The 23,301-nt window shown below is 68.2% G+C and carries 25 protein-coding genes; 11 read left to right on the top strand and 14 right to left on the bottom strand.

The annotated features are described in order from the left end of the window. The first annotated feature begins 326 nt into the window (after nucleotides 1–326). From ASF63_RS03675 to ASF63_RS03655, 5 genes are all read left to right on the top strand, one after another. Nucleotides 327–608 (top strand): hypothetical protein, encoded by a 282-nt coding sequence (locus ASF63_RS03675; RefSeq protein ID WP_056509704.1) that lies wholly within the window; start codon nucleotides 327–329, stop codon nucleotides 606–608. Between the two features lie 13 nt (nucleotides 609–621). Then, nucleotides 622–1,710: a GNAT family N-acetyltransferase gene (locus ASF63_RS03670; protein WP_056509701.1), complete on the top strand. Its 1,089-nt coding sequence runs from the start codon at nucleotides 622–624 to the stop codon at nucleotides 1,708–1,710. Then, nucleotides 1,707–2,786, top strand: a complete 1,080-nt coding sequence (locus ASF63_RS03665) for a GNAT family N-acetyltransferase (RefSeq protein ID WP_056509699.1) — start codon at nucleotides 1,707–1,709, stop codon at nucleotides 2,784–2,786. The genes ASF63_RS03670 and ASF63_RS03665 overlap by 4 nt, the downstream gene beginning before the upstream one ends. A gap of 88 nt (nucleotides 2,787–2,874) precedes the next feature. Further along, nucleotides 2,875–3,570: an ABC transporter ATP-binding protein gene (locus ASF63_RS03660; RefSeq protein WP_056509696.1), complete on the top strand. Its 696-nt coding sequence runs from the start codon at nucleotides 2,875–2,877 to the stop codon at nucleotides 3,568–3,570. Continuing rightward, complete coding sequence (locus tag ASF63_RS03655) at nucleotides 3,567–4,889, top strand: hypothetical protein (protein ID WP_056509694.1); 1,323 nt, start codon at nucleotides 3,567–3,569, stop codon at nucleotides 4,887–4,889. The genes ASF63_RS03660 and ASF63_RS03655 overlap by 4 nt, the downstream gene beginning before the upstream one ends. A gap of 12 nt (nucleotides 4,890–4,901) precedes the next feature. Here the strand turns inward: ASF63_RS03655 and mutM are convergent, their stop codons facing one another. The 6 genes from mutM to ASF63_RS03625 form a co-directional block, all read right to left on the bottom strand. Continuing rightward, nucleotides 4,902–5,765: a bifunctional DNA-formamidopyrimidine glycosylase/DNA-(apurinic or apyrimidinic site) lyase gene (gene mutM / locus ASF63_RS03650; RefSeq protein WP_056509692.1), complete on the bottom strand. Its 864-nt coding sequence runs from the start codon at nucleotides 5,763–5,765 to the stop codon at nucleotides 4,902–4,904. Beyond that, nucleotides 5,758–6,450: a ribonuclease III gene (gene rnc, locus ASF63_RS03645; RefSeq protein WP_056509690.1), complete on the bottom strand. Its 693-nt coding sequence runs from the start codon at nucleotides 6,448–6,450 to the stop codon at nucleotides 5,758–5,760. The genes mutM and rnc overlap by 8 nt, the downstream gene beginning before the upstream one ends. Nucleotides 6,451–6,467: 17 nt before the next feature. Continuing rightward, the gene (rpmF, locus tag ASF63_RS03640) at nucleotides 6,468–6,677 is read right to left on the bottom strand and encodes a 50S ribosomal protein L32 (RefSeq protein ID WP_017830754.1); all 210 of its coding nucleotides are present in this window, start codon (nucleotides 6,675–6,677) and stop codon (nucleotides 6,468–6,470) included. 2 nt (nucleotides 6,678–6,679) lie between these two features. Further along, entirely contained in the window at nucleotides 6,680–7,228 is a 549-nt protein-coding gene (locus tag ASF63_RS03635; RefSeq protein ID WP_056509688.1) for a YceD family protein, read from the bottom strand. Between the two features lie 83 nt (nucleotides 7,229–7,311). Continuing rightward, entirely contained in the window at nucleotides 7,312–7,809 is a 498-nt protein-coding gene (coaD, locus tag ASF63_RS03630; RefSeq protein WP_056509687.1) for a pantetheine-phosphate adenylyltransferase, read from the bottom strand. A gap of 31 nt (nucleotides 7,810–7,840) precedes the next feature. Further along, entirely contained in the window at nucleotides 7,841–10,015 is a 2,175-nt protein-coding gene (locus tag ASF63_RS03625; RefSeq protein WP_056509684.1) for an ATP-dependent DNA helicase RecG, read from the bottom strand. Nucleotides 10,016–10,076: 61 nt separating this feature from the next. Between ASF63_RS03625 and rsmD the strand changes: the two genes are divergently transcribed. Then, nucleotides 10,077–10,679, top strand: coding sequence for a 16S rRNA (guanine(966)-N(2))-methyltransferase RsmD (rsmD, locus tag ASF63_RS03620; RefSeq protein ID WP_056509682.1), 603 nt, complete (start codon nucleotides 10,077–10,079; stop codon nucleotides 10,677–10,679). Here the strand turns inward: rsmD and thiL are convergent. After that, nucleotides 10,649–11,644: a thiamine-phosphate kinase gene (gene thiL, locus ASF63_RS03615; protein ID WP_056509679.1), complete on the bottom strand. Its 996-nt coding sequence runs from the start codon at nucleotides 11,642–11,644 to the stop codon at nucleotides 10,649–10,651. The genes rsmD and thiL overlap by 31 nt on opposite strands. Nucleotides 11,645–11,667: 23 nt before the next feature. Here thiL and ASF63_RS03610 point away from each other — a divergent pair, with 23 nt between their 5' ends. Beyond that, nucleotides 11,668–12,162: a DUF3515 family protein gene (locus ASF63_RS03610; RefSeq protein ID WP_056509677.1), complete on the top strand. Its 495-nt coding sequence runs from the start codon at nucleotides 11,668–11,670 to the stop codon at nucleotides 12,160–12,162. A 77-nt stretch (nucleotides 12,163–12,239) separates the two neighbouring features. Further along, on the top strand, nucleotides 12,240–12,878 hold the full coding sequence (locus tag ASF63_RS03605) for a hypothetical protein (RefSeq protein ID WP_056509674.1): 639 nt from the start codon (nucleotides 12,240–12,242) through the stop codon (nucleotides 12,876–12,878). Between the two features lie 47 nt (nucleotides 12,879–12,925). On the opposite strand, the gene ASF63_RS03600 is transcribed toward ASF63_RS03605, so the two are convergent. The 6 genes from ASF63_RS03600 to leuC all read right to left on the bottom strand — a co-directional run bounded on the left by ASF63_RS03600 (nucleotide 12,926) and on the right by leuC (nucleotide 19,284). Then, nucleotides 12,926–14,008, bottom strand: coding sequence for a D-alanine--D-alanine ligase family protein (locus ASF63_RS03600; protein ID WP_056509670.1), 1,083 nt, complete (start codon nucleotides 14,006–14,008; stop codon nucleotides 12,926–12,928). Next, nucleotides 13,914–15,047, bottom strand: coding sequence for an NAD(P)H-dependent glycerol-3-phosphate dehydrogenase (locus ASF63_RS03595; RefSeq protein WP_056509667.1), 1,134 nt, complete (start codon nucleotides 15,045–15,047; stop codon nucleotides 13,914–13,916). Before ASF63_RS03595 ends, ASF63_RS03600 begins: the two co-directional genes overlap by 95 nt. Next, a complete protein-coding gene (locus ASF63_RS03590) occupies nucleotides 15,037–15,801 on the bottom strand; it encodes a lysophospholipid acyltransferase family protein (RefSeq protein ID WP_056509660.1) in 765 nt (254 codons plus the stop codon). Before ASF63_RS03590 ends, ASF63_RS03595 begins: the two co-directional genes overlap by 11 nt. Next, complete coding sequence (gene murA, locus ASF63_RS03585) at nucleotides 15,798–17,165, bottom strand: UDP-N-acetylglucosamine 1-carboxyvinyltransferase (protein WP_056509649.1); 1,368 nt, start codon at nucleotides 17,163–17,165, stop codon at nucleotides 15,798–15,800. Before murA ends, ASF63_RS03590 begins: the two co-directional genes overlap by 4 nt. 65 nt (nucleotides 17,166–17,230) lie before the next feature. Continuing rightward, a complete protein-coding gene (gene leuD / locus ASF63_RS03580; RefSeq protein ID WP_056509646.1) occupies nucleotides 17,231–17,830 on the bottom strand; it encodes a 3-isopropylmalate dehydratase small subunit in 600 nt (199 codons plus the stop codon). A 2-nt stretch (nucleotides 17,831–17,832) separates the two neighbouring features. Beyond that, the gene (leuC, locus tag ASF63_RS03575) at nucleotides 17,833–19,284 is read right to left on the bottom strand and encodes a 3-isopropylmalate dehydratase large subunit (protein WP_056509643.1); all 1,452 of its coding nucleotides are present in this window, start codon (nucleotides 19,282–19,284) and stop codon (nucleotides 17,833–17,835) included. Nucleotides 19,285–19,471: 187 nt separating this feature from the next. Here leuC and ASF63_RS03570 point away from each other — a divergent pair, with 187 nt between their 5' ends. Together ASF63_RS03570 and ASF63_RS03565 are read left to right on the top strand one after the other, a co-directional pair. Further along, a complete protein-coding gene (locus ASF63_RS03570) occupies nucleotides 19,472–20,767 on the top strand; it encodes an O-acetylhomoserine aminocarboxypropyltransferase/cysteine synthase family protein (RefSeq protein WP_056509640.1) in 1,296 nt (431 codons plus the stop codon). Beyond that, a complete protein-coding gene (locus ASF63_RS03565; protein WP_056509637.1) occupies nucleotides 20,764–22,077 on the top strand; it encodes an LLM class flavin-dependent oxidoreductase in 1,314 nt (437 codons plus the stop codon). Before ASF63_RS03570 ends, ASF63_RS03565 begins: the two co-directional genes overlap by 4 nt. Nucleotides 22,078–22,114: 37 nt before the next feature. On the opposite strand, the gene ASF63_RS03560 is transcribed toward ASF63_RS03565, so the two are convergent. Beyond that, a complete protein-coding gene (locus ASF63_RS03560) occupies nucleotides 22,115–22,612 on the bottom strand; it encodes a DUF427 domain-containing protein (RefSeq protein WP_056510214.1) in 498 nt (165 codons plus the stop codon). An 87-nt stretch (nucleotides 22,613–22,699) separates the two neighbouring features. Between ASF63_RS03560 and ASF63_RS03555 the strand changes: the two genes are divergently transcribed. Then, a complete protein-coding gene (locus tag ASF63_RS03555; protein ID WP_056509635.1) occupies nucleotides 22,700–23,293 on the top strand; it encodes an LON peptidase substrate-binding domain-containing protein in 594 nt (197 codons plus the stop codon). Nucleotides 23,294–23,301 lie beyond the last annotated feature (8 nt).

Below are 23,301 nucleotides of genomic sequence, written 5' to 3'. Positions count from 1 at the left end.
GGCCACTGGCCTCGCCGCGCCATTCGCGCCGCGTCTTGCGCACTCGGTAACCGCCGGCGTCCGCACCACTGCGCTCTCGTAGAACCGCAGCCCGAGGACTCTGCCCTGCGCCAGCCGCAGGTCGCCGCCCCATGAGGGGCCTCCCTCAGGCGCGTGTCACGGCGCCCACCCTCTGATCCGCCCTCGGATCACGGATTCCCGCCGACCCCGGCGATCGCCTTCTCGCGACCCGGGCTCTCGACTCTCCGCACCCGTCCGGACACCGCTCGGTGGTCTGCGCAGGTGCTCGCTTCACCCATCCACACCACTCTTCTCGAAGGATCATCGTGAATACCACGCTGTACCGCAACATCACCCACCCCCCGGATACCGAGGGCCAGCAGGTCCTCCACATCCCCGCACCCGACGAACTGCGGCGCCTCGCGCTCGCGGACCGTCTCTCCCTCCGGATCGGCCTGTGGCTGCTTCAGAGGGCTCAGCGTCCCCGCCGGGGACGTCGCACCGCGTCTCCTGCCTATTCGGACGGCTCGCCTCTCGAACGCCGAGACCGCGCGGCCGGCGAGACGCTCGCACTGCTCACGTACGACCTGCAGCGTCAGCTGCGCTGACCTGGAGATCACCATGGGCATCCCCCTCACCGATGATGCATCGCTGCATCCGCTCGTGCTGCCAGCACGGGCGGATGCAGCGGACGCGGGCGAGTTCCGCGAACTCGCCCGCGTCCGCAACGCCGTCTACCGGGAACTCACCGGCCGCACCGAGCAGGACCTCACACCTGAGGCGCTGCTGCCTCTGCTGCGTTCCCGCAAGGAGCGCACCACCGTGGTGTGGGCCGTCAGAGTCGGTGACGAGATGGTCGGCCGCGCCGTCGTCGACATTCCCCATGAAGAGGGATCCCGGGTGGCGATCGCGTCGATCGAGATCCATCCGCGGGTCTGGGGGCGCGGGATCGGCACGGCCACCTTGCCTCACATCGAGGCCGTCGCGCGGAAGCACGGCCGCACCGTCATCCAGAACTGGACGGAGCAGCCGGCGAGCGACGGTCCACGGCTCGAGGCGCGGACCGGCTTCGGCAGTGTGCCGGACGACCACGTCGCACGATTCCTCACACGTCACGGCTTCACCCTCGAGCAGGTGTACCGCGTGAGTCGTCTCGATATCACCGCGTCGACTCTCGATCGCGCGCGAGCACTGTACGAGGAGGCCCGCGCGTTCTCGACGGACTACCGCGTGCTCCAGTGGGGGCTTCCCACCCCGGCCGAGCACATCGACGGCTACGCGTGGCTGAAATCGCGCATGTCGACGGACGCCCCGTCCGGCGATCTGGAGACAGACGAGGAGGCCTGGGACGCACAGCGTCTGATCGACGGCGAGAAGCGCATCGAGGAGATGGGCCAGACCATGCAGGTCACGGTCGCCCAGCACATCCCCACCGGTGCACTGACCGCCTTCACCGAACTCGGAATCGGCCCGGTGCTCACCGCGACCACGCACCAGCACGACACTCTCGTGCTGGTCGAGCATCGAGGGCACCGTCTCGGGCAGCTCGTGAAGTGCGCCGCCCTGCTCGCCTGGGGCGACGTCGCTCCGGAGTCCGGCGACGTGATCACGTACAACGCCGAGGAGAACCGTCCCATGCTCTCCATCAACGAAGCCATGGGCTTCACCGCCATCGCCTATGAAGGCGCCTGGAAGAAGGAACTGACATGACGACCATCGCGCTGACGATCTCTGCGCTGACCGTCCCGAAATCACTGGACGATGCCGACGGCGCCGACTTCCGCGCCTACGGAGACCTCAATCGCCAGATCTGCGATGAACTGGTCGGCCTGCCCGATATCGCGCCTGACGCCGCGCAGCTGCTCGCCGGGTGGCAGGACACCACCGACACTCTGCACACCGGGTTTGTCGCCCGCCTCGGAGACGAGATCGTGGGGATGATCACGATCGACTACGCGCAGGAGGAGGACGCCCATGCGGCGGAGGTCGACCTGATGGTGCCGGAGCGCCACTGGGGACGCGGCGTCGAGGATGCGCTGCTCTCGCTCGCGGAGACCGAGGCGCGCGCGCACGGTCGCTCACTTGTGCAGACCTGGACGCTTCACCGCCCGGTCGAGGCCGAGCGGATGATCGTTCCGCGAACCGGATGGGGCCGCATCCCGGCGATCCCGCTCTCCGACGCCCTCGAGGCCCGTGGTTACGAGTTCGAGCAGGTCGAGCGCAACAGCGAGTTCGATCTGCGCTCAGACTCGGCTCCCCTGCGCGAGGCGATGGAGACGGCGCAGGCCGCGGCAGGGCCCGACTATCGCGTTCTGCAGTGGCTTGCTCCGACGCCGACCGAGCACCGCGAGGGCTACGCGGCGATCCTCGCCCGTCTCTCGACGGATGCGCCGAGCGGCGAGATGGATTTCGTCGCCGAAGTCTGGGACGCCGATCGCGTCGTCCGACGGGAGAAGCGTCTCACCGGCGCCGGTCAGGCGCTGTCGGTCGTCGCGGTGCAGCACATCCCCTCCGGTGACCTCGTCGCCTACAACGAGCTCCTGATCGCGTCGGACCGCACAGGGGTGACGCATCAGCTCGGCACTCTCGTCTCTAGCGAGCACCGGGGACACCGCCTCGGCGCGCTCGTCAAGTGCGCCAATCTGCTGCACTGGCGCGAGCTGATGCCCCACTCCCCTGTGGTCTCCACATTCAACGCAGAAGAGAACCGTCCGATGCTCGGCATCAACGAGGCGATCGGTTTCACCGCGGTCTCCTATGCGGGAGCGTGGCAGAAGCGGATCTGACCGAGATCATCCGATCGGTGTATGCGGTTCGACGCGGATCATCCGCCGGGCCGATGCACCGATCGGGGCCGGTCGCGAGGCTGGAAACATGAACTTATCCGTCCTCGAAGCCCGATCCCTCACGAAGTCCTACGGCACCACCCGCGCACTCGCCGGGGTGGATCTCGCCATCCATCGTGGCGAGTCCGTGGCGATCATGGGCGCATCCGGATCCGGGAAGACGACACTCCTCCATGTGCTCGCCGGGATCATCACCCCCGACACCGGCACGGTGAGCTTCCAGCCCTCTACCGGCAGTCCGGTCGAGCTCGCCGGCCTCGGCGAATCGGCACGGTCGCGACTGCGAGGCGAGCGGTTCGGGTTCGTCTTCCAGCAGGGCCTGCTGATCCCCGAGCTCACCGCCGTGGAGAACGTGGCGCTGGCCTCGATGATCAACGGAGTGAAACGGGCGGATGCCGTGGCGCACGCGACGTCATGGCTCGCCGCTCTCGGGCTCGCGGGGATGGAGGACCGACGGATCGGTGAGCTGTCGGGCGGGCAGGCGCAGCGCGTCGCGATCGCTCGTGCCCAGGCCACCGGCGCCGACCTCGTGTTCGCCGACGAGCCGACCGGCGCGCTGGACTCGCGCACGTCGCAGGAGGTGATGAATGCGCTGCTCTGGTCGACCACCGGACAGGGGCGGACGCTGCTCGTCGTGACTCATGATCCGGAGGTCGCCGCGCGCTGCTCGAGGATCGTCTCTGTCCGCGACGGCCAGATCACGGCATCGGCGGTGAAAGCATGAACCCGTCCGTGCTCGGTCTCCTGCTGCGGCCTGCCAAGGGCCAGAACGCCGTGATCGCCCTTCCCGCCACTGCGTTCGCGATCGTCACCGCTCTGGTGCTCACCGTCGTGGGTGGAGCCCAGTCCTTCTGGACGTGGACCGACGGCTACGGTCCTCTGTATCAAGCCCTCGCCGCCATCGCACTGGTGCTACTCGTCGTCCCCCTCGCGAACCTCGGCGGTGCTGCGGCCCGGCTCTCCGCACGGCGACGGGACGAGCGGCTCTCGACCCTCCGCCTTCTCGGTGTCACTGGGCTGGGCGTGAGCGTGGCCACTGTGATCGAGTCCGTCCTCGTCGCAGCCGCCGGTGCGCTCGTGGGTATCATCGCCTACCTCGCGATCTCCCCCCTCATCGGGCTCATCCCGTTCCGTGGAGCGGCGCTGGGCCTCGACGCGGTGCTGCTGCCACCGGTCGGTGTCGTCGCGGTCGTCGGCGGCATACTGCTCGTCGCCGCCGGCAGCGCTGCTCTCGGACTCCGGCGGGTGATCATCTCGCCCCTCGGCGTGCGGCTTCGCACGAGCACCTCGTCCGTGCACTGGTTCCGTGCGATCATCGGCGTCTCGGTGATCGCACTCGTCTTCGTCCTCGTGAAGATCTTCCCCACGATCGCGGGCTTCACCACCACGATCGTCGTGCTCGCGGCCCTGTTCGCGGTCGCACTGGCGATCCTCAATGTGATCGGCCCGTGGGTGCTCAAGGTCACCGCATCTCGTCAGCTGCGGCGCGCTGAGAGGGCGGATCGGCTGATCGCAGCGCGGATGGTGCTCGACTCGCCGAAAGCCGCATGGCGCCAGGTGAGTGGAATCGCGATGGCCAGCTTCATGGCGGTGTTCGCCGGGACCGGCGTCTCCCTGATGAACGTGATGGGAAGCGAGGGGCTCGACGGCGCGGATGCCGCTCTCGCGGCCGACATGCGCACCGGCCTTCTCATCACTCTCGTGGCCTCGTTCCTCATGGTCGCGGCATCGGTCGGAGTGAACCAAGCAGCATCAGTGCTGGACCAGCGTGACCTGCACAGGAGCCTTCACCACCTCGGGATGCCGCTGGAGACCGTCGACAGCGCACGGAGAACAGCGATCATGTCACCTCTGCTGGTCACCGCACTCGGTTCGGCGCTCTGCGCTGCCGTGCTGGTCTTCCCGCTGCTCGGCATCGCTCTCATCACCGCACCCGAGTCGTTGCTGACGATCGCCGTCGTCGTGAGCGTGGGTATAGCCGTGGTCTGGACGAGCACTCGCGTCACCAGGCCGCTGCTCGCGCAGTCCTTCCATGCGGCCTGACAGTACGGTCGGTCAGCGTCGGCGCTGACACCGGGGGCAGTAGTGACTCGATCGGTTCATGAACGCCTCACGCCTGATGAGTCCACCGCACCGAGGGCACGGCTGCCCGCCACGACCGTAGGCGTTGAGCGAGTGCGCGAAGTAGCCCGCCTGACCGTTCACGTTCACGTACTGCGAGTCGAAGCTGGTACCGCCCTCCGCGAGGGCCTTGGCGAGGACTGTTCGAACCTCGGCGAGGAGGCGCATCGCTGCCTGCGTGGAGAGAGAGCTCGCCGGCGTCTCCGGGTGGATCCGCGCCGCCCACAGCGACTCGTCGGCATAGATGTTGCCGACCCCGCTGATCACCTGCTGGTCGAGGAGAACCCGCTTGATCGCACTCCCCCGCCGTCGCAGCGCGAGGAGGAACCCCGTGTCGTCGAAGTGGGGGTCCATCGGGTCGCGAGCGATGTGCGCGACCTGGGTGGGCACGGGAGTCGGCCCGTCGAGCACGAAGCGGTCGACCGCGAGAGACCCGAACGTGCGCTGGTCGGCGAAGACGATCGCGAGCTCACCGTGACGAGGATGCTCGATGTCGATCCGGATCCGCTCGTGCCGCTCTGCGGTGGCATCCGGGGAGCGGAGCAGCATCTGACCGCTCATTCCGAGGTGCGCGATCAGAGCGGAGTCGTCGGCATCGAGCGGGAGCCAGAGGAACTTGCCTCGACGGGAGGCATCGGTGAAGGTGCGACCTTCGAGACGGGCGACGAAGTCGGCAGGCCCCGCGGCATGGCGCGTCAGCGCGCGCTCGTCGAGAACCGTCACCGCGGTGATGACGGCACCGATCGCGGCGGGAGCGAGTCCCGCACGGACGACTTCGACCTCAGGGAGCTCAGGCACGCTCGTTGAGGAAGCGCCATGCGCTGAGCGCCGCCGCCATCTCGGCCGTCTTCTTGCTGCTGCCTTTGCCGGTCATCGCGACGTCGCCGACCGCGACGGTGGCGACGAAACGGCGATCGTGGTCGGGGCCGCTCGCCTCGATCGAGTACGCAGGCGGTGTCGCGCCCAGCTTCGCGGCCAGCTCCTGAAGACTCGTCTTCGGGTCCATGGCCGCGCCGTACCGCTCGGGGTCAGCGAGCAGCGGCTCGGTGAGTCGCAGCACGAGGTCGGTGGCGGCATCGGGACCTGCCGACAGATAGGTCGCCCCGATCACCGCCTCCATCGTGTCCGCGAGGATCGAGTCCTTGTTGCGGCCGCCCGTCTGCTCTTCTCCGCGTCCGAGGAGCAGATGGCTGCCCAGATCGAGGCCTCGAGCGACCTCTGCGAGAGCGACGGTAGACACGACGCTCGCACGCCGCTTCGCGAGCTCACCCTCGTCGAGCCCTGGATGGGTCGTGAAGAGCATCACGGTCACAGCCTGACCGAGCACCGAGTCGCCGAGGAATTCGAGACGCTCGTTGTGCGGGATCCCGCCGTGCTCGTACGCGTAGGAGCGATGGGTGAGTGCCAACTCCAGAAGCTCCGCGTCGATTTCGACGCGGAGCTTCTCTGGGAGCGGTCTCGTCCCCCCAGGGACCTTAGTCACAGTCGTGAAGTCGCGACTCAGACGTCGGCGACCTTGCGGCCCTTGTACTCGAGGAACAGCTCGGTGCCCTGCGAGTCGGTGACGACCTTCGCCTGGTGGGGACGGCTGTAGACGACCTGGCCGTTCTCGATCGTCTTGACGAGCGCGACGGGCGCCGCCTTCCACTGCGCACGGCGCGAGCGGGTGTTCGAACGGGATACCTTGCGCTTCGGGGGGTTACCAGCCATGACTAGCTCTCTTCTTTCTCGACGGCACGAGATTCTTCCGTGCCGTCTCGGTCTGTGATGTTCTGGAGCGCACTCCACCGAGGATCGATGGGAGCGTCCTGCTCCGTTCCGGTGCTCGCGGTCAGTCTCTCGCCCGTTTCCGGGTCGAGCCCGGGGCAATCCGGCTGACACACCGGCTGAAATGGAAGCGACAACACGGCCGCATCCCTGACTAGAGTTTCAAGATCCACGTGGTCGTCTTGAACCTCGAAGTCAGTTTCTTCCTCACCAGGATACGCGAAAAGCTCCTGGAACTCGACTTCGACGGGCCGAGCGATGTCGATCAGGCATCTTCCGCACACCCCGGAGTACTCCGCATCGGCCGTTCCGGACACCAGGATGCCCTCGTGGACCGACTCCAGTCGCACATCCAGGTCGAGCTCGGATCCTGCTTCATACGCCACGATCCCCTCTCCCCACGCTTCGCGCAGGGTCACGGAGAACTCATGCTCGCGCATCTCGCCGGGCTTTCGGACGATGTCGCGGACGGGGAGGACGAAAGGGCCACTCATTCGGGAACGCACCCCGCAATGGTACCGGCTCTGCGTCGTTCGGGGCTGGTTCCGCGCTGTGCGCGCTGCCTCGGACGGGAAGGTCAGATACCGCGCGACCCCGTATCGAGGAATGCCGCGACCGCAGGCGGGACGAACGGTGAGACATCGCCACCGAGCCCCGCTACCTGACGCACCAGCGAGCTCGACACGAGTGCATGCGCGGGATCGGGCAGCAGGAAGACGGTCTCGATGTCGGCGAGGTGACGGTTGACGATCGCCATCGGCGATTCGTAGGCGACATCGATCTGCGAACGGATCCCCTTGACCAGGACCCCCGCGCCGACATCTCGCGCGTAGTCCACCAGCAGGCCCATGCTCCAGGAGCCCACGACGACGTTGGCGCCGATTCCTTCTTCGGCGATCGACTGCTCGATCAGCGACATCCGCTGCGCGATCGGCAGCATCGCCTCCTTGCCCGGGTTGTGAACGACGAGCACATGGAGCTCGTCATACAGCTTGGCCGCACGACGGATGACGTCGAGGTGACCAAGGGTCGGCGGGTCGAAGGAACCCGGGACGACGGCGATCCGGCTGCTCATGCTCCCCAGCCTAGGGCACGCCGTCTGCAGGTCAGTTCTTCGCCAGGGCCGCGCGATCGTCGTCGCTCACGCGTCGCTCGATCGCCGATCGCAGGCCAGGATTCGCCTCGAGATCCGGATCTGCGGTGAGGATTCCCTCGGCCAGTTCGCGCGCCCTGACGATCAGACCGGAGTCCTTCACCACCCGGAGCAGCTTGAGGGACGAGCGGACGCCTGCCTGGGCGGACCCGAGAACGTCGCCTTCACCGCGCAGATCGAGATCGACCTCGGCCAGGGCGAAGCCGTCGAGAGTGGCCGACACCGCGTCGACCCTCTCTCGTGCGACCGATCCCACCTCGGCCTCGGTCACCAGCAGACACAGACCGGGGACTCCCCCTCGACCGACACGGCCGCGCAGCTGGTGCAGCTGCGACACTCCGAATCGATCGGCGTCGAGCACGATCATCGTCGAGGCGTTGGGAACGTCGACTCCGACCTCGATCACGGTCGTCGCGATCAGCAGGTCGATCTCGCCGCGGGCGAACGCCTGCATGATCGCATCCTTCTCATCCGACGGCATGCGTCCGTGCAGGACCGCCCTTCGCAGAGTGCCCAGCTTCGGGTGCGTCTCGAGCGCCTCATCGAGCTGCACCACGCCCCACCGGGGTCCGGATGCCCCCTCGGGCTGGACGAGCGGCTGCTCCCCCGCCTCCGCCGTCTTCTTCGTCGTGTCGATCGCGGCGCACACCGCGAACACCTGGCGTCCCTGGGCGATCTCCTCGGCCGCGCGCTCCCACACCCGGTTGAACCATCCTGGATGCTCGGCCAACGGGGCGACGAACGATTCGATCCCCGCTCGGCCCTTCGGCATCGTCCGGATCACAGAGGTGTCGAGGTCGCCGAAAACGGTCATGGCCACGGTGCGCGGGATCGGTGTCGCGGTGAGCACGAGCGCATGCGGGCTCGACCCCTTCGCCCGAAGCGCCTCACGCTGCTCGACTCCGAAGCGGTGCTGCTCGTCGACGACGACGAGACCGAGGTCGGCGAAGGTCGTCTTCTCGCCGAGCAGCGCATGGGTGCCGACGACGATGAGCGCCTGCCCTGACGCCACTCGGAGCGCGGCCTTGCGGCGCTCAGCCGCCGGCATCTGTCCGGTCAACAGCGTCGGCATGACCAGCGGGCCCAGTTGCGGTCCGAGCATCTTCGCGATCGACCGCAGGTGCTGCCCCGCGAGCACCTCGGTCGGCGCGATGAGAGCGGCCTGTCCCCCGGATTCGGCGACCTGCAGCATAGCCCGCAGCGCGACCAGTGTCTTTCCCGAACCGACCTCACCCTGCACGAGCCGGTTCATCGGCCAGGATCCGACGAGGTCCTCGGCGACCTGCGCTCCGACCGTCTGCTGATCCGGGGTGAGTTCGTACGGCAGCGAGGCGTCGAATCGTTCGAGCAGCCCGCCGGGCATCGCCGGTCGCGCCGTCGCCGAGAGCGCCCGGACGGCATCACGCTGTTGCAGCAGCGCCGTCTGCAGTGTGAGCGCCTCGTGCATGCGCAGCGTGCGGACGGCCGGATCGATGTCGTTGCGCGTCTGAGGACGGTGGATCTGCTCGAGCGCCTCGCGCGCGGTCAACAGCTCCTCCCTGGTACGGACCTCCGCCGTCAGCGGCTCAGGCACCTCTCCGAGTCCGTCGAGCACGCGCGTGATGAACTTCGCGATCTGCCACGTCTGCAGGCTCGCCGTGGCCGGGTAGATGGGTATCAGCACGGCCGCCCGAGCATCGGCCCGACGCCGTGCCGCATCCTCGTCGTCGAAGAGCTCATACTCCGGGTGCGCGAACTGCGTCATTCCGTTGAACTCGCCGACCTTTCCCGAGAAGACGCCTCGGCGCCCGACGGCCAGGTCTTCCGACCGCCATTTGGCGGCCCCCAGGTTCTTCGCGAAGAAGGTGAGAGACATCTTGCCGATGCCGTCGCCGATCACGACGTCGACCATGGCTCCCCGGCGGTTGCGCATGGCCCTGGCGCTCGATGACAGCACCTCGGCGACGATCGTCACCGTCTCACCGAGAGGGAGTTCGCGGATCGGGGTCAGCTCACCGGGATCGGCGTACCGCCGCGGATAGTGCGAGAGCAGATCGCCGACCGTCTTCATGCGGAACGCCCGATCGAGGGTCTTCGCAGGGGTGACGCCGAGCGCCTCCTCCAGAGACGAATCGAGCGTGAGCGACATGCTCCGAGTCTAGGAGGCTGCACGGACACGGCGTGCGCCCCGGCTGTCGTATCGTGAACGGGTGACGAGGATCATCGCCGGGAAGGCACGAGGAGCGCGACTGGACGTGCCGCACGCGGGCACACGACCGACCAGCGACCGCGTGCGCGAGTCCCTCTTCGGAGCGCTGGAGTCGATGGATGCGATCGCCGGAGCGCGCGTCCTCGACCTCTACGCCGGATCGGGCGCGCTCGGCCTGGAGACTCTCAGCCGCGGAGCGGTGAGCGCCGACCTCGTCGAGAAGGGCCGTGAGGCGGCCGTCGTCGTGCGACGCAATGCCGCAGTGCTCGCCAAAGCCGGACTGCCCGCCGCCCGAGTGCACCAGAGCGCGGTGCGAGCCTTTCTGCAGCATGCGACGGGGCCGTACGACCTCGTGTTCTCCGACCCGCCCTACGACATCGACGACGATGCCATGACCGCCGATCTCGTGGCTCTCGCGCCGCTGCTCTCCCCCGACGCCCTGGTCGTCATCGAGCGGGCGCGCCGCTCCACGCCGCCCGATCTCGTCGCGGCAGGACTCGATCTGATCCGTGAGAAGACGTACGGCGACACAGCCCTGTGGTGGGCTGAGCCTGCACAGTCCGCAGACGGCGCTCAGCCCGACGTCGAGTCCCAGTCCCGATAGGGATCCCAGCCGGACACATCGGCGGGACCTCCGTCGACCAGCAGATCATGGTCGCCCCGCGCAGTGACCGCACCGATGATCCGGAAACCCGGGGGCAGCACGCCCGGCGGGAACGTCGCGAGCAGGGCATGGTCCTCGCCACCGGCGAGGGCGCGCAGCGGGTCTCCGCCGAGCGAAGCGCCGTCCAGGGCGATCGTGACCTCGGATGCCGCGGCCATCCGCCGCGCATCGAGAGCGAGGCCATCGGAGATGTCCATCATCGCGGTGGCGCCGGCCGTGGCGGCGAACGGGCCGAGACCGATGGGCGGTGACGGCCTCAGCTGCGCATCGAGGGCGGCTCTCTCCCCCGGGGCCAGCGCATCGGCATCCACCGGCACCGGCTTCTCTCCGTCGCGAAACCTGCCGAAGAGCACCGAGAGCCCGTGCGCGGCGTGGCCGAGCTCTCCAGCGACCGCCACGACATCGCCGACGCGCGCTCCCGAGCGGGTCACGGGCTGCCGTCCTTCGAGGTCGCCGAGCGCGGTGACGGCGACGGTGAGCACGTCCGACACGGTGAGATCGCCTCCGACGACCGCGCACCCAGGAGCGAGAGCGGCGCACGCGTCGCGGAGCCCGTCGGCGAGCCGCTCGACGAACGAGAGCCGAAGGTCGCGGGGAACGGCCAGCGCCACGAGCAGAGCCGTCGGTCGAGCGCCCATCGCTGCGACGTCGGCGAGATTCACCGCGGCGGCCTTCCAGCCGAGGTCGTACCCCGACGACCACGCGAGTCGGAAGTCGGGTCCGTGCACGAGCGTGTCCGTCGTCGCGACCACGGAACCCGACGGGGCCGCGATCACCGCCGCGTCGTCTCCCGGGCCGATCAGCGTGTGCGTGGCCTTCGCGGTCCGCGCGAGGATCGCGCGGAGTATCTCCCCCTCGGACAGTTCGCCGAGGGTCGGATCGTCATCGCGAGGTCGGGAGGGCATGCAGTCAAAGGTAGCCTGGAAGCATGCCCCGTTCTCGCCGTCTCGCCGTCGTCGCGGGCTCGCTGGCCCTCGTCGCGGCTCTCTCCGGATGCTCCACCACCGTCCACCTGGAGCCGGCAGACGACGCGAACGATCCCGCGTGCGCTGAGGTCTCCGTCCTGCTCCCGGATGCCGTCGGGGACCTCGACCGCGTCTGGACCGACGCCCAGGCGACCGGGGCGTGGGGAGATCCGACCGTGGTGCTCCGCTGCGGCGTCGAGCCTCCGGCGCCGTCGACCGAGGTGTGCACCACGATCGGCAGCGTCGACTGGCTCGTCCTCGACCAGGAAGAGGAGCGGCAGCGGCTGGTGACCTACGGTCGCGACCCCGCTGTCGAGGTGATCATCCGGCGCGGTGAGGAGATCGACTTCCGCACCGTCGTCGAGAGTCTCTCCACCAGCATCCAGTCCGGTCTCGAGCCCGCCACCGCGCGCTGCACGGACCGCGTTCCGACGCAGGAAGACTCCGACGAGGGCTGAGCGAACTCGATCGGGCGAACCGACGACGCGCGGAGCAGGCAGCTCAGGCACTGCCGAGAGGCCCCTAGACTCGCCGCATGAACCCCAACCCCTCGCGTAGAACGTCCGTCGTCGCAGCGATCCTGGTCGGGGTGGGGGCGCTGCTGAGCGGCTTCATCACCTATCTCACCCTGCTGTGGGGGCTCCCGAACGTCCCCCGCGTGTTCATCCTGCAAGATCCCATCGGCTTCGCGCTGCGACCGAACGCGCAGCCCATGGCCCTCGTCGCGATGTTCGTCGCACTCCTCGTCCTGACAGGACTGACGTGGATCTTCGTCCGGTCCGTCACTCGTGCTTCGCTGCCGGGCCGAGGCGCCGCGGTCTTCTTCGGCACCTGGGGAGCGGTGATCGTCGCGGCCGCCATCGCCGGGGCCGCACGCGCGCCGCTGGTGGTCATCGCGCTGAGGCTCCCGACGGAGCAGGCGGAGTACGCGATGACGCAGTACTACCAGATCGCCACGGCAGGCGTGTCGTGGGGACTCACCTGGGGGTGGCTGGCCGCGCTCGTCGTCGCGCTGATCCATCGAGCGGCGCCCACTCCGACAGCGCTCGACCGGACCGCCCAGGTCGCAGCGACCGGCCACGCGGCGACGGGGTCCTACGCGTACCCGCCGCACGCGGGCCCGGTTGCCCCGATGAACGGCACGTACCCTCCCCAGCCCCCGCACGCAGGCTAGTCGACGAGTATTCGCACGCGGCGTTGCGGCTGACGGCCGCCGCACGATCAGCGGCGGAGTCCCGCCTCGATCAGCTCCGAGATCAGGTCGCCGTAGCTGAGGCCCGACGCGACCCAGCACTTCGGGAACATCGAGATCGGCGTGAACCCCGGCATGGTGTTCAGCTCGTTGACGACGAGTTCGCCGGAGGGCGTGAGGAACATGTCCACCCGGGCGAGGCCGCGACCGTCCACCGCCTCGAATGCTCGGATCGCGGCGTCCTGGATCGCCGCGATCTCGGACTCCTCGAGCACGGCGGGGCAGACCACGTCTACGCCGTCGCCGCCGAGGTACTTGCCTTCGAAATCATAGAATCCGCGCGAGGTGAGCACGATCTCGCCAGGGAGCGATGCGCGCACACCGTCGGCGCTCTCCAGCACCGCAACCTCGATCTCGCGGCCGACCACGCCGGTCTCGATCAGGACCTTGTCGTCCTCGGCGAAAGCGATCGCAAGAGCGGCATCGAGCTCGTCGGGATGCTCGACCTTCGAGACGCCGACACTCGATCCCGCCCTCGCGGGCTTGACGAACAGGGGCAGTCCGAGCTCCGCGGCAGAGGCCCGGACGGCGGCGGCGTCCTGCGCCCACTGCCGTGCACGAACCGTCAGCCCTGCAGCCACGGAGAGTCCAGCAGCACGCAACGCGATCTTCATGAAGTGCTTGTCCATGCACAGGGCCGAGTCGAGCACGCCGCCGCCGGCGTAGGGAACCTCGAGCGTGTCGAAGTATCCCTGGATCGTGCCGTCCTCGCCGTGCGGACCGTGCAGGATGGGCAGCACGATGTCGATCTCGCCGAAGCTCTCGGTTCCGCCGTCGGGGCGCACCACGCGCAGCGTCCGGTCTCCGCCGGGCTCGGGCCAGAGCACGCGGGTTCCGTTGTCCGCCACCTCGGGAAGATGCGCGGCATCCAGCGGGAACTTCGCCGGGTCGTCGTCTTCGAGGACGAACGCACCCTCACGGGTGATCCCCACGGGGATCACCGCGTAGCGGTCGCGATCAATCGCGCCCAGCACTCCGCCCGCCGTTGCGGAACTGATCGAATGCTCGCTGGAGCGCCCTCCGAAGAGCACCACCACCGTCTGCTTGTCCATGGTTGGTCCTCTCACCCTGGGGGGTGTCGTCGTCCGTCGTCAGGTGGGGTGCGATGTCGCGCGGGTTCATCTTCCCGTCGAGCACCATCTTCACCTGTTCGACGATGGGCATGTCCACCTCGGATTCGCGGGCGAGCTGCAGCACCGGCGCGACGGACGCGAGTCCCTCAGCGGTCTGCTGCATCTGCTTCACGACGTCCTGGAAGCTGTATCCCTGGCCGAGCAGGCGCCCGGCGGTGTTGTTTCGGCTGAGCGGCGACTGGCAGGTCGCGATGAGATCGCCGAGGCCCGCGAGACCCTGCAGGGTCTCGGGGTGGGCGCCGTTCGCAACGGCGAAATCCGTCATCTCGACGAGACCGCGCGTGATGATCGACGCCTTCGTGTTCTCGCCGTATCCGACGCCGTCGACGATCCCGATCGCGACGGCGATGAGGTTCTTCAGCACCCCGCCGAACTCCGTGCCGATCACGTCGGTGTTCACGAAGGTGCGGAAGTAGCTGTTGCGCGCGGCCCTGGCGACCTCTTCGGCCGTCTCCTGGCTGCGCGACGAGATCACGGCGGCCGTCGGCTGCTCGCGGGCGATCTCGAGGGCGAGGTTCGGCCCTGAAGCCACCGCGATACGGTCGGGGTCGCAGCGCAGCTCCTGTTCGATCACCTGGCTCATGCGGAGCCCGGTGGTGCGTTCGACGCCCTTCATGAGGCTGACGATCTTGGCATCGTTGTCGGCCAGCAGCGGACGCAGGGCCTTCAGGTTCTCTCGCAGCGACTGGCTCGGCACCGAGAGGTAGACCTGGTCGACGTCACGCAGTGCGATCGCCAGCTCATGCGTCGCCGCCATCGTGCGCGGCAGATTGATGCCGGGCAGGTAGCGGGAGTTCCGTTTGGCCTCATCGATCTCGTGCGCGAGCTCGGCGCGGCGCGCCCACATAGTGACCTGCGCCCCGCCGTCAGCCAGGATCTTGCCGAATGTCGTGCCCCAGCTGCCTGCGCCGATGACGGCGACCCGCGGGCCCGTGGCGACGTTGCGTTTAGGAGTCAAGTCGACCCGTCTCCTTCTGTCCGTGGGTCGAGGGGTTCCACCGCTCGGCGGGCGCCTTCTCACCTCTCAGCTCTTCGAGAAGCGCCGTGATCGCGTTCATCAGTCGGTTCGTCGCCTCGTTCAGCGCCGATGCCTCGCCTGCCCGCCCTCGGAGGTCGGAGACGTCGACGGGGTCTCCGATTATGACATCCACGGGCTTGCGCAGCGGCCAGAGGCTCAACCCCTTCTGGTAGCGCCCCATGATCTCCTGTGTACCCCAGTGGGCCATCGGGATCAGCGGGATGCCGTCTGTGAGAGCGAGCCGGACGGCTCCGGACTTGCCCCTCATCGGCCAGAGATCGGGATCGCGGGTGAGTGTGCCCTCGGGGTACACGATCACACCGCGTCCGTGTTCGACGAGCTCGGCGGACTGCTTCAGCGTCTGCTTCGCAGCGGAGGCCGACGACGAGCGTGCCACCGGGATCATCCCGGTGCGACGGAGGATCCATCCGAGCACAGGCACCTTGAACAGGCTCTCCTTGGCCATGAATCGCGGCGCACGACCGATGCGCCACACCGCGAGCGCGACGACCAGCGGATCGAACTCCGAATAGTGGTTCGGTGCGAGCACGTACGCACCGTCACGCGGAAGCTTCTCGGCTCCCCTGATCCGCACTTTCGCCACCAGCGAGATCAAGGGCACGGCGATCGCTGCGACCGGCCAGAAGAAGCTCGGCCGCGTGGTCTCCGTCGAGCGGGAACCCACAGCGGTCACCGGATGACGTCGAAGTCGGCACCCACGGCATCGAGCTTGGCGAGGAACTTCTCGTACCCACGGCTCAGGATGTCGACACCGGAGACCCGGGACTCGCCCTCCGCCGTGAGAGCGGCGATGACGTGGCTGTACCCGCCCCGAAGGTCGGGCACGACGATGTCGGCAGCATGCAGGGGCGTGGGTCCGGTGATGACGGCGGCCTGCTCGAGGTCCCGGCGCGGAACGCGGCGGGGGCCGTCCTGCAACCCTCGGGGGTGCACGACGATGTCGGCGCCCATCTTGACGAGGGCCTCGGTGAAGCCCAGACGGTTCTCGTAGACCGTCTCGTGCACGACCGAGCGGCCCTTGGCCTGGGTGAGAGCCACGACGAGAGGCTGCTGCCAGTCGGTCATGAAGCCGGGGTGCACGTCGGTCTCGACGATGACCGGCTTGAGCTCGCCGTCGCGACGGAACAGGATCCCGTCCTCCTGGATGTCGAACCATCCGCCGGCCTTGCGGAACACGTTGAGGAACGTCAGCATCTCCTGCTGCTTCGCCCCGCCCACGAAGATCTCACCGTCGGTGGCGAGTGCGGCAGACGCCCAGGAGGCGGCTTCGTTGCGGTCGAAGATCGAACGGTGGTCGTACCCCCGAAGCGTCTCGACACCCTCGATGAGGATGACGCGGTTCGGCTCGTACGAGATGATCGCGCCCATCTTCTGCAGCACGGCGATCAGGTCCATGATCTCGGGCTCGATGGCGGCGTTTCGCAGCTCCGTGGTGCCCTCGGCACGGACGGCGGTGAGCAGGACCTGCTCCGTCGCTCCGACGCTCGGGTACGGGAGGTGGATGTTCGCGCCGTGCAGGCGTGCGCCGCCCCTCGAGAGGCGGATGCCACTGGGCAGCTTCTCTACGATGGCGCCGAACTTGCGGAGGGCATCCAGGTGGAAGTCGATCGGACGGTCGCCGATGCGGCATCCGCCCAGGTCGGGGATGAACGCCTGGCCGAGACGATGCAGAAGAGGTCCGCAGAAGAGGATCGGGATGCGGGACGCGCCGGCGTGGGCGTCGATCTCCTCGAAGTGAGCGGACTCGACGTCGCTCGGGTCGAAGACGAGTGCACCGGGCTCATCGCCGTCGGAGACGCGGACGCCGTGGACTTCGAGCAGCGAGCGGACGACCGCGACGTCGCTGATGGCAGGAACGTCGCGCAGCACGCTGACGGTCTCGCCGAGCAGGGAGGCCACCATCGCCTTGGTCGCGAGGTTCTTCGCGCCCTTGACGTCGACGCGGCCGCGCAGCGGGCGCCCTCCGCGAATGGCGAGGACGTCTCCGGTGAGTGGGGGAACTCCGTCCGGAAGAGCGTCGCGCACAGGTGTCGTCATTCGGAGCCTCACTTCATTCAACGGAATTCGGGGCGGGGTCGCCCTCGGCTCCCCCGCCCCGCCGTTCACTGCTGAACGGGAAGGGTCCGGGGCCGCCACGACTCGCGACGGGCCTCGAACTGCGCGATCTTGTCTTCGTTGCGCAGTGTGAGCCCGATGTCATCGAGCCCTTCGAGGAGCCGCCATCTAGTGTAATCGTCGATCCCGAGGTCAGCCTGGATCTCACCGATCGACGCGGTCCGCGCCTCGAGGTCGACAGTGATGGATCCCCCGGGATTCCGGTCGATCTCGGCCCAGATCCGCTCGAGATCCTCTTCCGAGATCGTCGCCGCGAGGAGTCCCTGCTTGCCGGAGTTGCCCCGGAAGATGTCGGCGAAACGGGGGCTCAGGACCACCGAGAAGCCGAAGTCGCGCAGCGCCCAGACGGCGTGCTCGCGGCTCGATCCGGTGCCGAAATCGGGGCCTGCGACCAGGACGGATGCGCCCTGGAAGGCGGGCCGGTTGAGCACGAACTCCGGATCCTGGCGCCAGCCGTGGAACAACGCGTCCTCGAATCCGGTCTTCGTGACCCGCTTGAGGAACACCGCGGGGATGATCTGGTCGGTGTCGACGTTCGAGCGCTTCAGCGGAGCGGCGATACCCGTGTGGGTGGTGAACTTCTCCATGGTCAGACCTCCGCCATCTCGTTCAGGTCGCTGGGGCTCGAGAGCGTGCCGCGGATCGCGGTCGCCGCGGCGACCAGCGGTGACACCAGGTGCGTGCGCCCGCCCTTGCCCTGTCGACCCTCGAAGTTGCGGTTGGAGGTCGACGCACAGCGCTCCCCGGGGGCGAGCTGATCGGGGTTCATCCCGAGACACATCGAGCAGCCGGCGAATCGCCATTCGGCGCCGAAGTCCTTGATGATCTTGTCGAGCCCTTCGGCCTCCGCCTCCAACCGCACACGGGCAGAGCCGGGAACGACCATGACGCGCACGCCGTCGGCCTTCTTCTTGCCCTCGATGATCGACGCGAACGCACGGAGGTCCTCGATGCGGCTGTTCGTGCACGAGCCCATGAAGACGGCGTCGACGGGAACCTCTTTGAGAGGCGTGCCCGGTGTCAGATCCATGTACTCGAGGGCCCGCTCGGCTGCCGCGCGCTCGTTGGCGTCGACGATCTCGGCGGGGTCGGGGACGGCGGCGGAGAGGGAGCTGCCCTGACCAGGGTTCGTTCCCCAGGTCACGAACGGCTCGAGCTCGTCGGCGTCGATGAAGACCTCCGCGTCGAACGTCGCCCCCTCGTCTGTGGGGAGAGTGCGCCAGTACGCGACCGCGTCGTCCCAGTCCTGACCCTTGGGCGCGTGCGGGCGTCCCTTCAGATATTCGAAGGTCGTCTCGTCGGGGGCGACCATACCCGCGCGGGCGCCGGCCTCGATCGACATGTTGCAGATCGTCATCCGGCCCTCCATCGACAGCGCGCGGATCGCGCTGCCGCGGAACTCCAGGACGTAACCCTGACCGCCGCCGGTGGTGATCTTCGCGATGACCGCGAGGATGATGTCCTTCGCCGTGACGCCGGGACGCAGGGTTCCTTCGACGTTGATCGCCATCGTCTTGAACGGCTTCAGCGGCAGCGTCTGGGTCGCCATCACGTGCTCGACCTCACTCGTCCCGATGCCGAATGCCATGGCCCCGAAAGCGCCGTGGGTGGACGTGTGCGAGTCACCGCAGACCACGGTGATGCCCGGCATCGTGAGCCCGAGCTGCGGGCCGACGACGTGCACGATGCCCTGCTCGGCGTCGCCGAGCGAGTGCAGACGCACACCGAACTCGGCGGCGTTGCGGCGCAGCGTCTCGATCTGCGTGCGACTGGTGAGGTCCGCGATCGGCTTGTCGATGTCCCAGGTCGGGGTGTTGTGGTCCTCGGTCGCGATCGTGAGATCCAGCCGACGCAGGGGGCGGCCTTCGGAACGCAGGCCGTCGAAGGCCTGCGGACTCGTCACCTCGTGCACGAGGTGCAGATCGATGTAGATGAGGTCCGGCTCGCCGTTCTCGCCCTTGACGACGAGGTGGTCGTCCCAGACCTTCTCGGCGAGGGTCCTGCGGCGTGCGGGAGCAGAGTCTGCTGCGGGCATGTTCATTGCGTTTCTCCTGAAGCTGGCGGTTCGGCCCACGTTGGACTCCGCGACGAGGAGGGGCTCAGAACGAGGTCTCGTCGCGGCCGCTAAGAAGGAGCACGATCCGCATGACGTCAGATTACCACCGCTTCAGCGCGCAGAGTCGCCGCGTGACACGCTACTGTCACCCGCACCTTCGAGAGGCACCCGCATGACCGACGACACCACCGGCTTCGCCACCAGGGCCGTCCACGCCGCCAGGAATCAGGGTGCCGCCTCATCTCGGGCGACTCCCATCTATCTGACCGCGGGCTTCGAGTTCGACGATTTCGATCACGCGGCGAATCACTTCGGAACAGGTGCGGGGTTCGGCTACACACGCACCGGCAATCCCACGATCCATGCCGTCGAACGCCAGCTCGCCGCGCTCGAGTCCGGAGCGGACGCGGTTCTCGTCGCCAGCGGCCAGGCGGCGGTCGTCACTGCACTCCTGACGGTGGCAGGAGCAGGCGACCACATCGTCTCGTCCACGCATATCTACGAGGGCACCCGCGGGCTCCTGCTCGACAATCTCGCCCGCCTCGGCATCGACGCCACCTTCATCGACGACATCGGGAACCCCGAGGCTTGGCGACAGGCCATCCGCCCGAACACCAGAGCGCTGTTCGCCGAGTCGATCGCGAATGCCCGCAACGACATCCTCGACGTCGCAGCCGTGAGCGCCGTCGCCGACGACGCGGCGATCCCGCTCATCGTCGACAACACCCTCGCCACGCCCTTCCTCGTGCGTCCTCTGGAGCACGGCGCCGCGATCGTGGTGCACTCCGCCTCGAAGTTCCTCGCCGGCCACGGCTCCGTTCTCGGCGGCGTCATCGTCGACGACGGACGCTTCGACGCCGAGAAGGCCGGCCACAACGCGCCGCACCTGGTGCTCCCCGGCCGCGGAGGCTTTCCGAGCGTGGCCTCCCGGCACGGCGGCAAGGCCCGCATCGCCTATGCGCGCGAATCCGTGGCACCCCGGTTCGGGGCGTCACCGTCTCCCTTGAACGCCTTCCTGATCGGGCAGGGCGCCGAGACGCTCGGCCTGCGGGTCGAGCGTCAGTCCCGCAGCGCCCTCGAAGTGGCCCGCTGGCTCGCCGCTCAGGACGCGGTCGAGAGCGTCGACTATGTGGGCCTCGAGACGCACCCCGATCACGCGCTCGCCCAGAAGTACCTCCACGGCGGCCACGGCTCGATCTTCACGTTCACCCTCCGCGGCGGACTCGACGCGGCACGCGACTTCGTCGAGAGCGTCGACGTCTTCACCCACATGACGCATATCGGCGATGTGCGCTCGCTCGTGTTGCATCCCGGGACGACGAGCCACGCGCACCGCACGCAGGAGGAGCGGGACCTGCTGGGTGTCCACCCCGGGACCCTGCGCCTCTCGATCGGCATCGAGGACGTCACGGACCTGATCTCGGACCTGGCCCGCGTGCTCGAACCGGCGCGGGAGGCCGTCGCATGAGCAGGCCCCAGCACTTCGGCTGGTTCCTGGCTCGCGGCTTCGGACCGCAGGGCTGGGGATATCCGTCACTGGACTGGGACTACGACTGGACGCGTCCCGAGATCTATCAGGAGGCCGCTCGCACTCTGGAGCAGGCCGGGTTCGACCTCGTGATCATCGAGGATGCGCCCTCTCTCGGATCCGCCGACACCATCGACCTGCGGGTACGCCATGCGTTCGGCGGCCCGAAGCACGATCCCCTCCTCCTCGCCCCCTATCTCTTCCAGGCCACCCGCCATCTCGGTGTCGTGCCGACCGTCAATCCTGCGGCGTACCTCCCCTACACGGCGGCACGACAGTTCTCGACGCTGCAGCACCTCAGCGCCCATCGGCTCGGGCTCAACGTCGTCACTGACACCGGGAGCGCTCGCCACTTCTCCGCAGCGGACCAGCTCGGCCACGACGCCGCCTACGACCGCGCCGAGGAGTGGCTCGACGGCATCCGATCACTCTGGCGGAGCTGGGACCAGGGCGCGCTCGTGCAGGACCGTGAGACGGGGGTGTTCGCCGACGGATCGAAGCTGCACGCAGCCAGACACCGTGGGGAGCACTTCGCGTTCGACGGCCCCCTGAACGCGGTCCCCTTCACGGATGGCGAACCGGCGATCGTCTCGCCCGGGGGCTCTGGACGCGGTCTCGGCTTCGCCGGTGCGAACTCCGATGTGCAGCTCGCACTCGCGCCGCTGGATGAAGCGTCCGTCCGCGCGTACCGGGCGAAGATCCATGAGGCGGCGATCGCTGCCGGCCGCTCCCCCGCCGACATCACCATCCTGTTCGCGATCCAGCCGGTCATCACGTCGTCGCCGGAGGAAGCGGATCGCCTCGTCGCCGCATCCGCCCACCCGGACGACGCGGCCCTGATGCAGATCGCTCGCAAGCAGTCGAGTGATCTCGAGACAGATCTGACGGCGCTCGACCTCGATCGCCCGCTGGACCTGTCGATCTTCGGAGAGCATGTCTCCCAGGGCAGCATCCGGCGCCTGATCGGCGACCGCGGCGACGATGCCCCGCTGCGGGCGCATCTGACGGCTCTCGCTCGCACCGGTCGGATCGCCGACCGATCGGGGTTCGTCGGAACGGCCGAGGAGTTCGCCGACCTCATCGAGGAACTCGGCGACTGGGGCAACGACGGCGTGCTCCTGTGGGGCGACTTCCATCCCGTGTCTCTGCACCGCACGCTCGACGAGCTCGTGCCGGTGCTCCGTCGCCGCGGCATCCTTCGACGTGAGTACGTCGACGGAGGGCTGCAGGCGAATCTGCGCGCGTTCTGAGCGAACGGCGTCCACCGTTTCACCACCCCATGGAGCACTACCAGCCCATGGAGCCGGGTACACCCTTGAACGGCCCGACGACCGAGGACGTCACCCACCCTCCATAGAACCCGCCCGGCTGCGGAACGACGGTCTCGGCCCCGACCGTGCACTCATCCATCGGGCCCGCATAGACTGCGACCCGATCCGCCAGCACCTCGAACCCGGCCGTGGGATTGGGATAGTTCCAGGCCGCTCCCGCCGCCACGAGTGATCCGCCGCGGACGTCGAGGTACCGGGCGGCTCCCTTGAACTCGCAGAACGACGAGCCAGGGGCATCCACGAGCGCTCCTTCGCCGAAGTCGGCGATCGGCAGGTAGAACACGGGCGGATGACTCGTCTCGAGCACCCGCACCGCATCACGGGTGTCGGCGATGAGTGCACCGCCCAGGCGTATGGTGACGCGCTCCGGCACCCGCTCGACCCTCGGCGGCCGAGGATAGTCCCACACGGATTCCTGTCCGGGAGCAGGGGTGATCGGGGCAGGTCTGCGCATGTCCTCACTGTACGGCGCTGTCCATCGCTCGGCGTCGCTCATTGCTCGACGCTGTTCACACGGAGGCGTGCGGTGTTGACTGGGGCCATGGTCGCTCTCCCCATGTTCCCGCTCGGCTCGGTGCTCTTCCCGCACACGCCGCTGCTGCTCCGAGTGTTCGAACCGCGGTATCTGACGATGATCGGGCAGCTCCTCGACCAGGACGATCCGCAGTTCGGCGTCGTGCTCATCGAGCGTGGTCACGAAGTCGGCGGCGGTGATCGCCGAAGCAGCATCGGCGCGACCGCCAGGCTCGCCACCGTCTCGGCGGATGCCGACGTGCTGCACATCGTCGCCATCGGCACCGACCGCTTCACGGTCGAGCAGTGGATGGAGGACGAGCCCTACCCGCGTGCAGAGATCTCGTCGCTGCCCGAGCTGACCTGGAGCGATGCGCTCACCCCGCTGCGCACCGAAGCAGAGGCGATCGTGCGGCGTGTCCTCGCCCGTGTCGAGGGGCCGTGGGATCCCGAGACCGAGCTGTCGGACGATCCGATCGCAGCTTCCTGGCAGCTCGCCGCCATCGCGCCGCTCGGAGAGTACGACCGTCACGCGCTCCTGCGGTCGACGACCGTCGGTGCACTGCTGCGTCAGGTCGTCGACCTCACGCTCGAGGCCGAGACGCTCTGGGCGGCCGAGTGAGAAGCCCC

This window comes from Microbacterium sp. Leaf320, assembly GCF_001423485.1.
Classification (GTDB): Bacteria; Actinomycetota; Actinomycetes; order Actinomycetales; family Microbacteriaceae; genus Microbacterium.
Note: the sequence above shows the minus strand (reverse complement) of the source record. Positions and strands in the feature narration are given on the sequence as shown.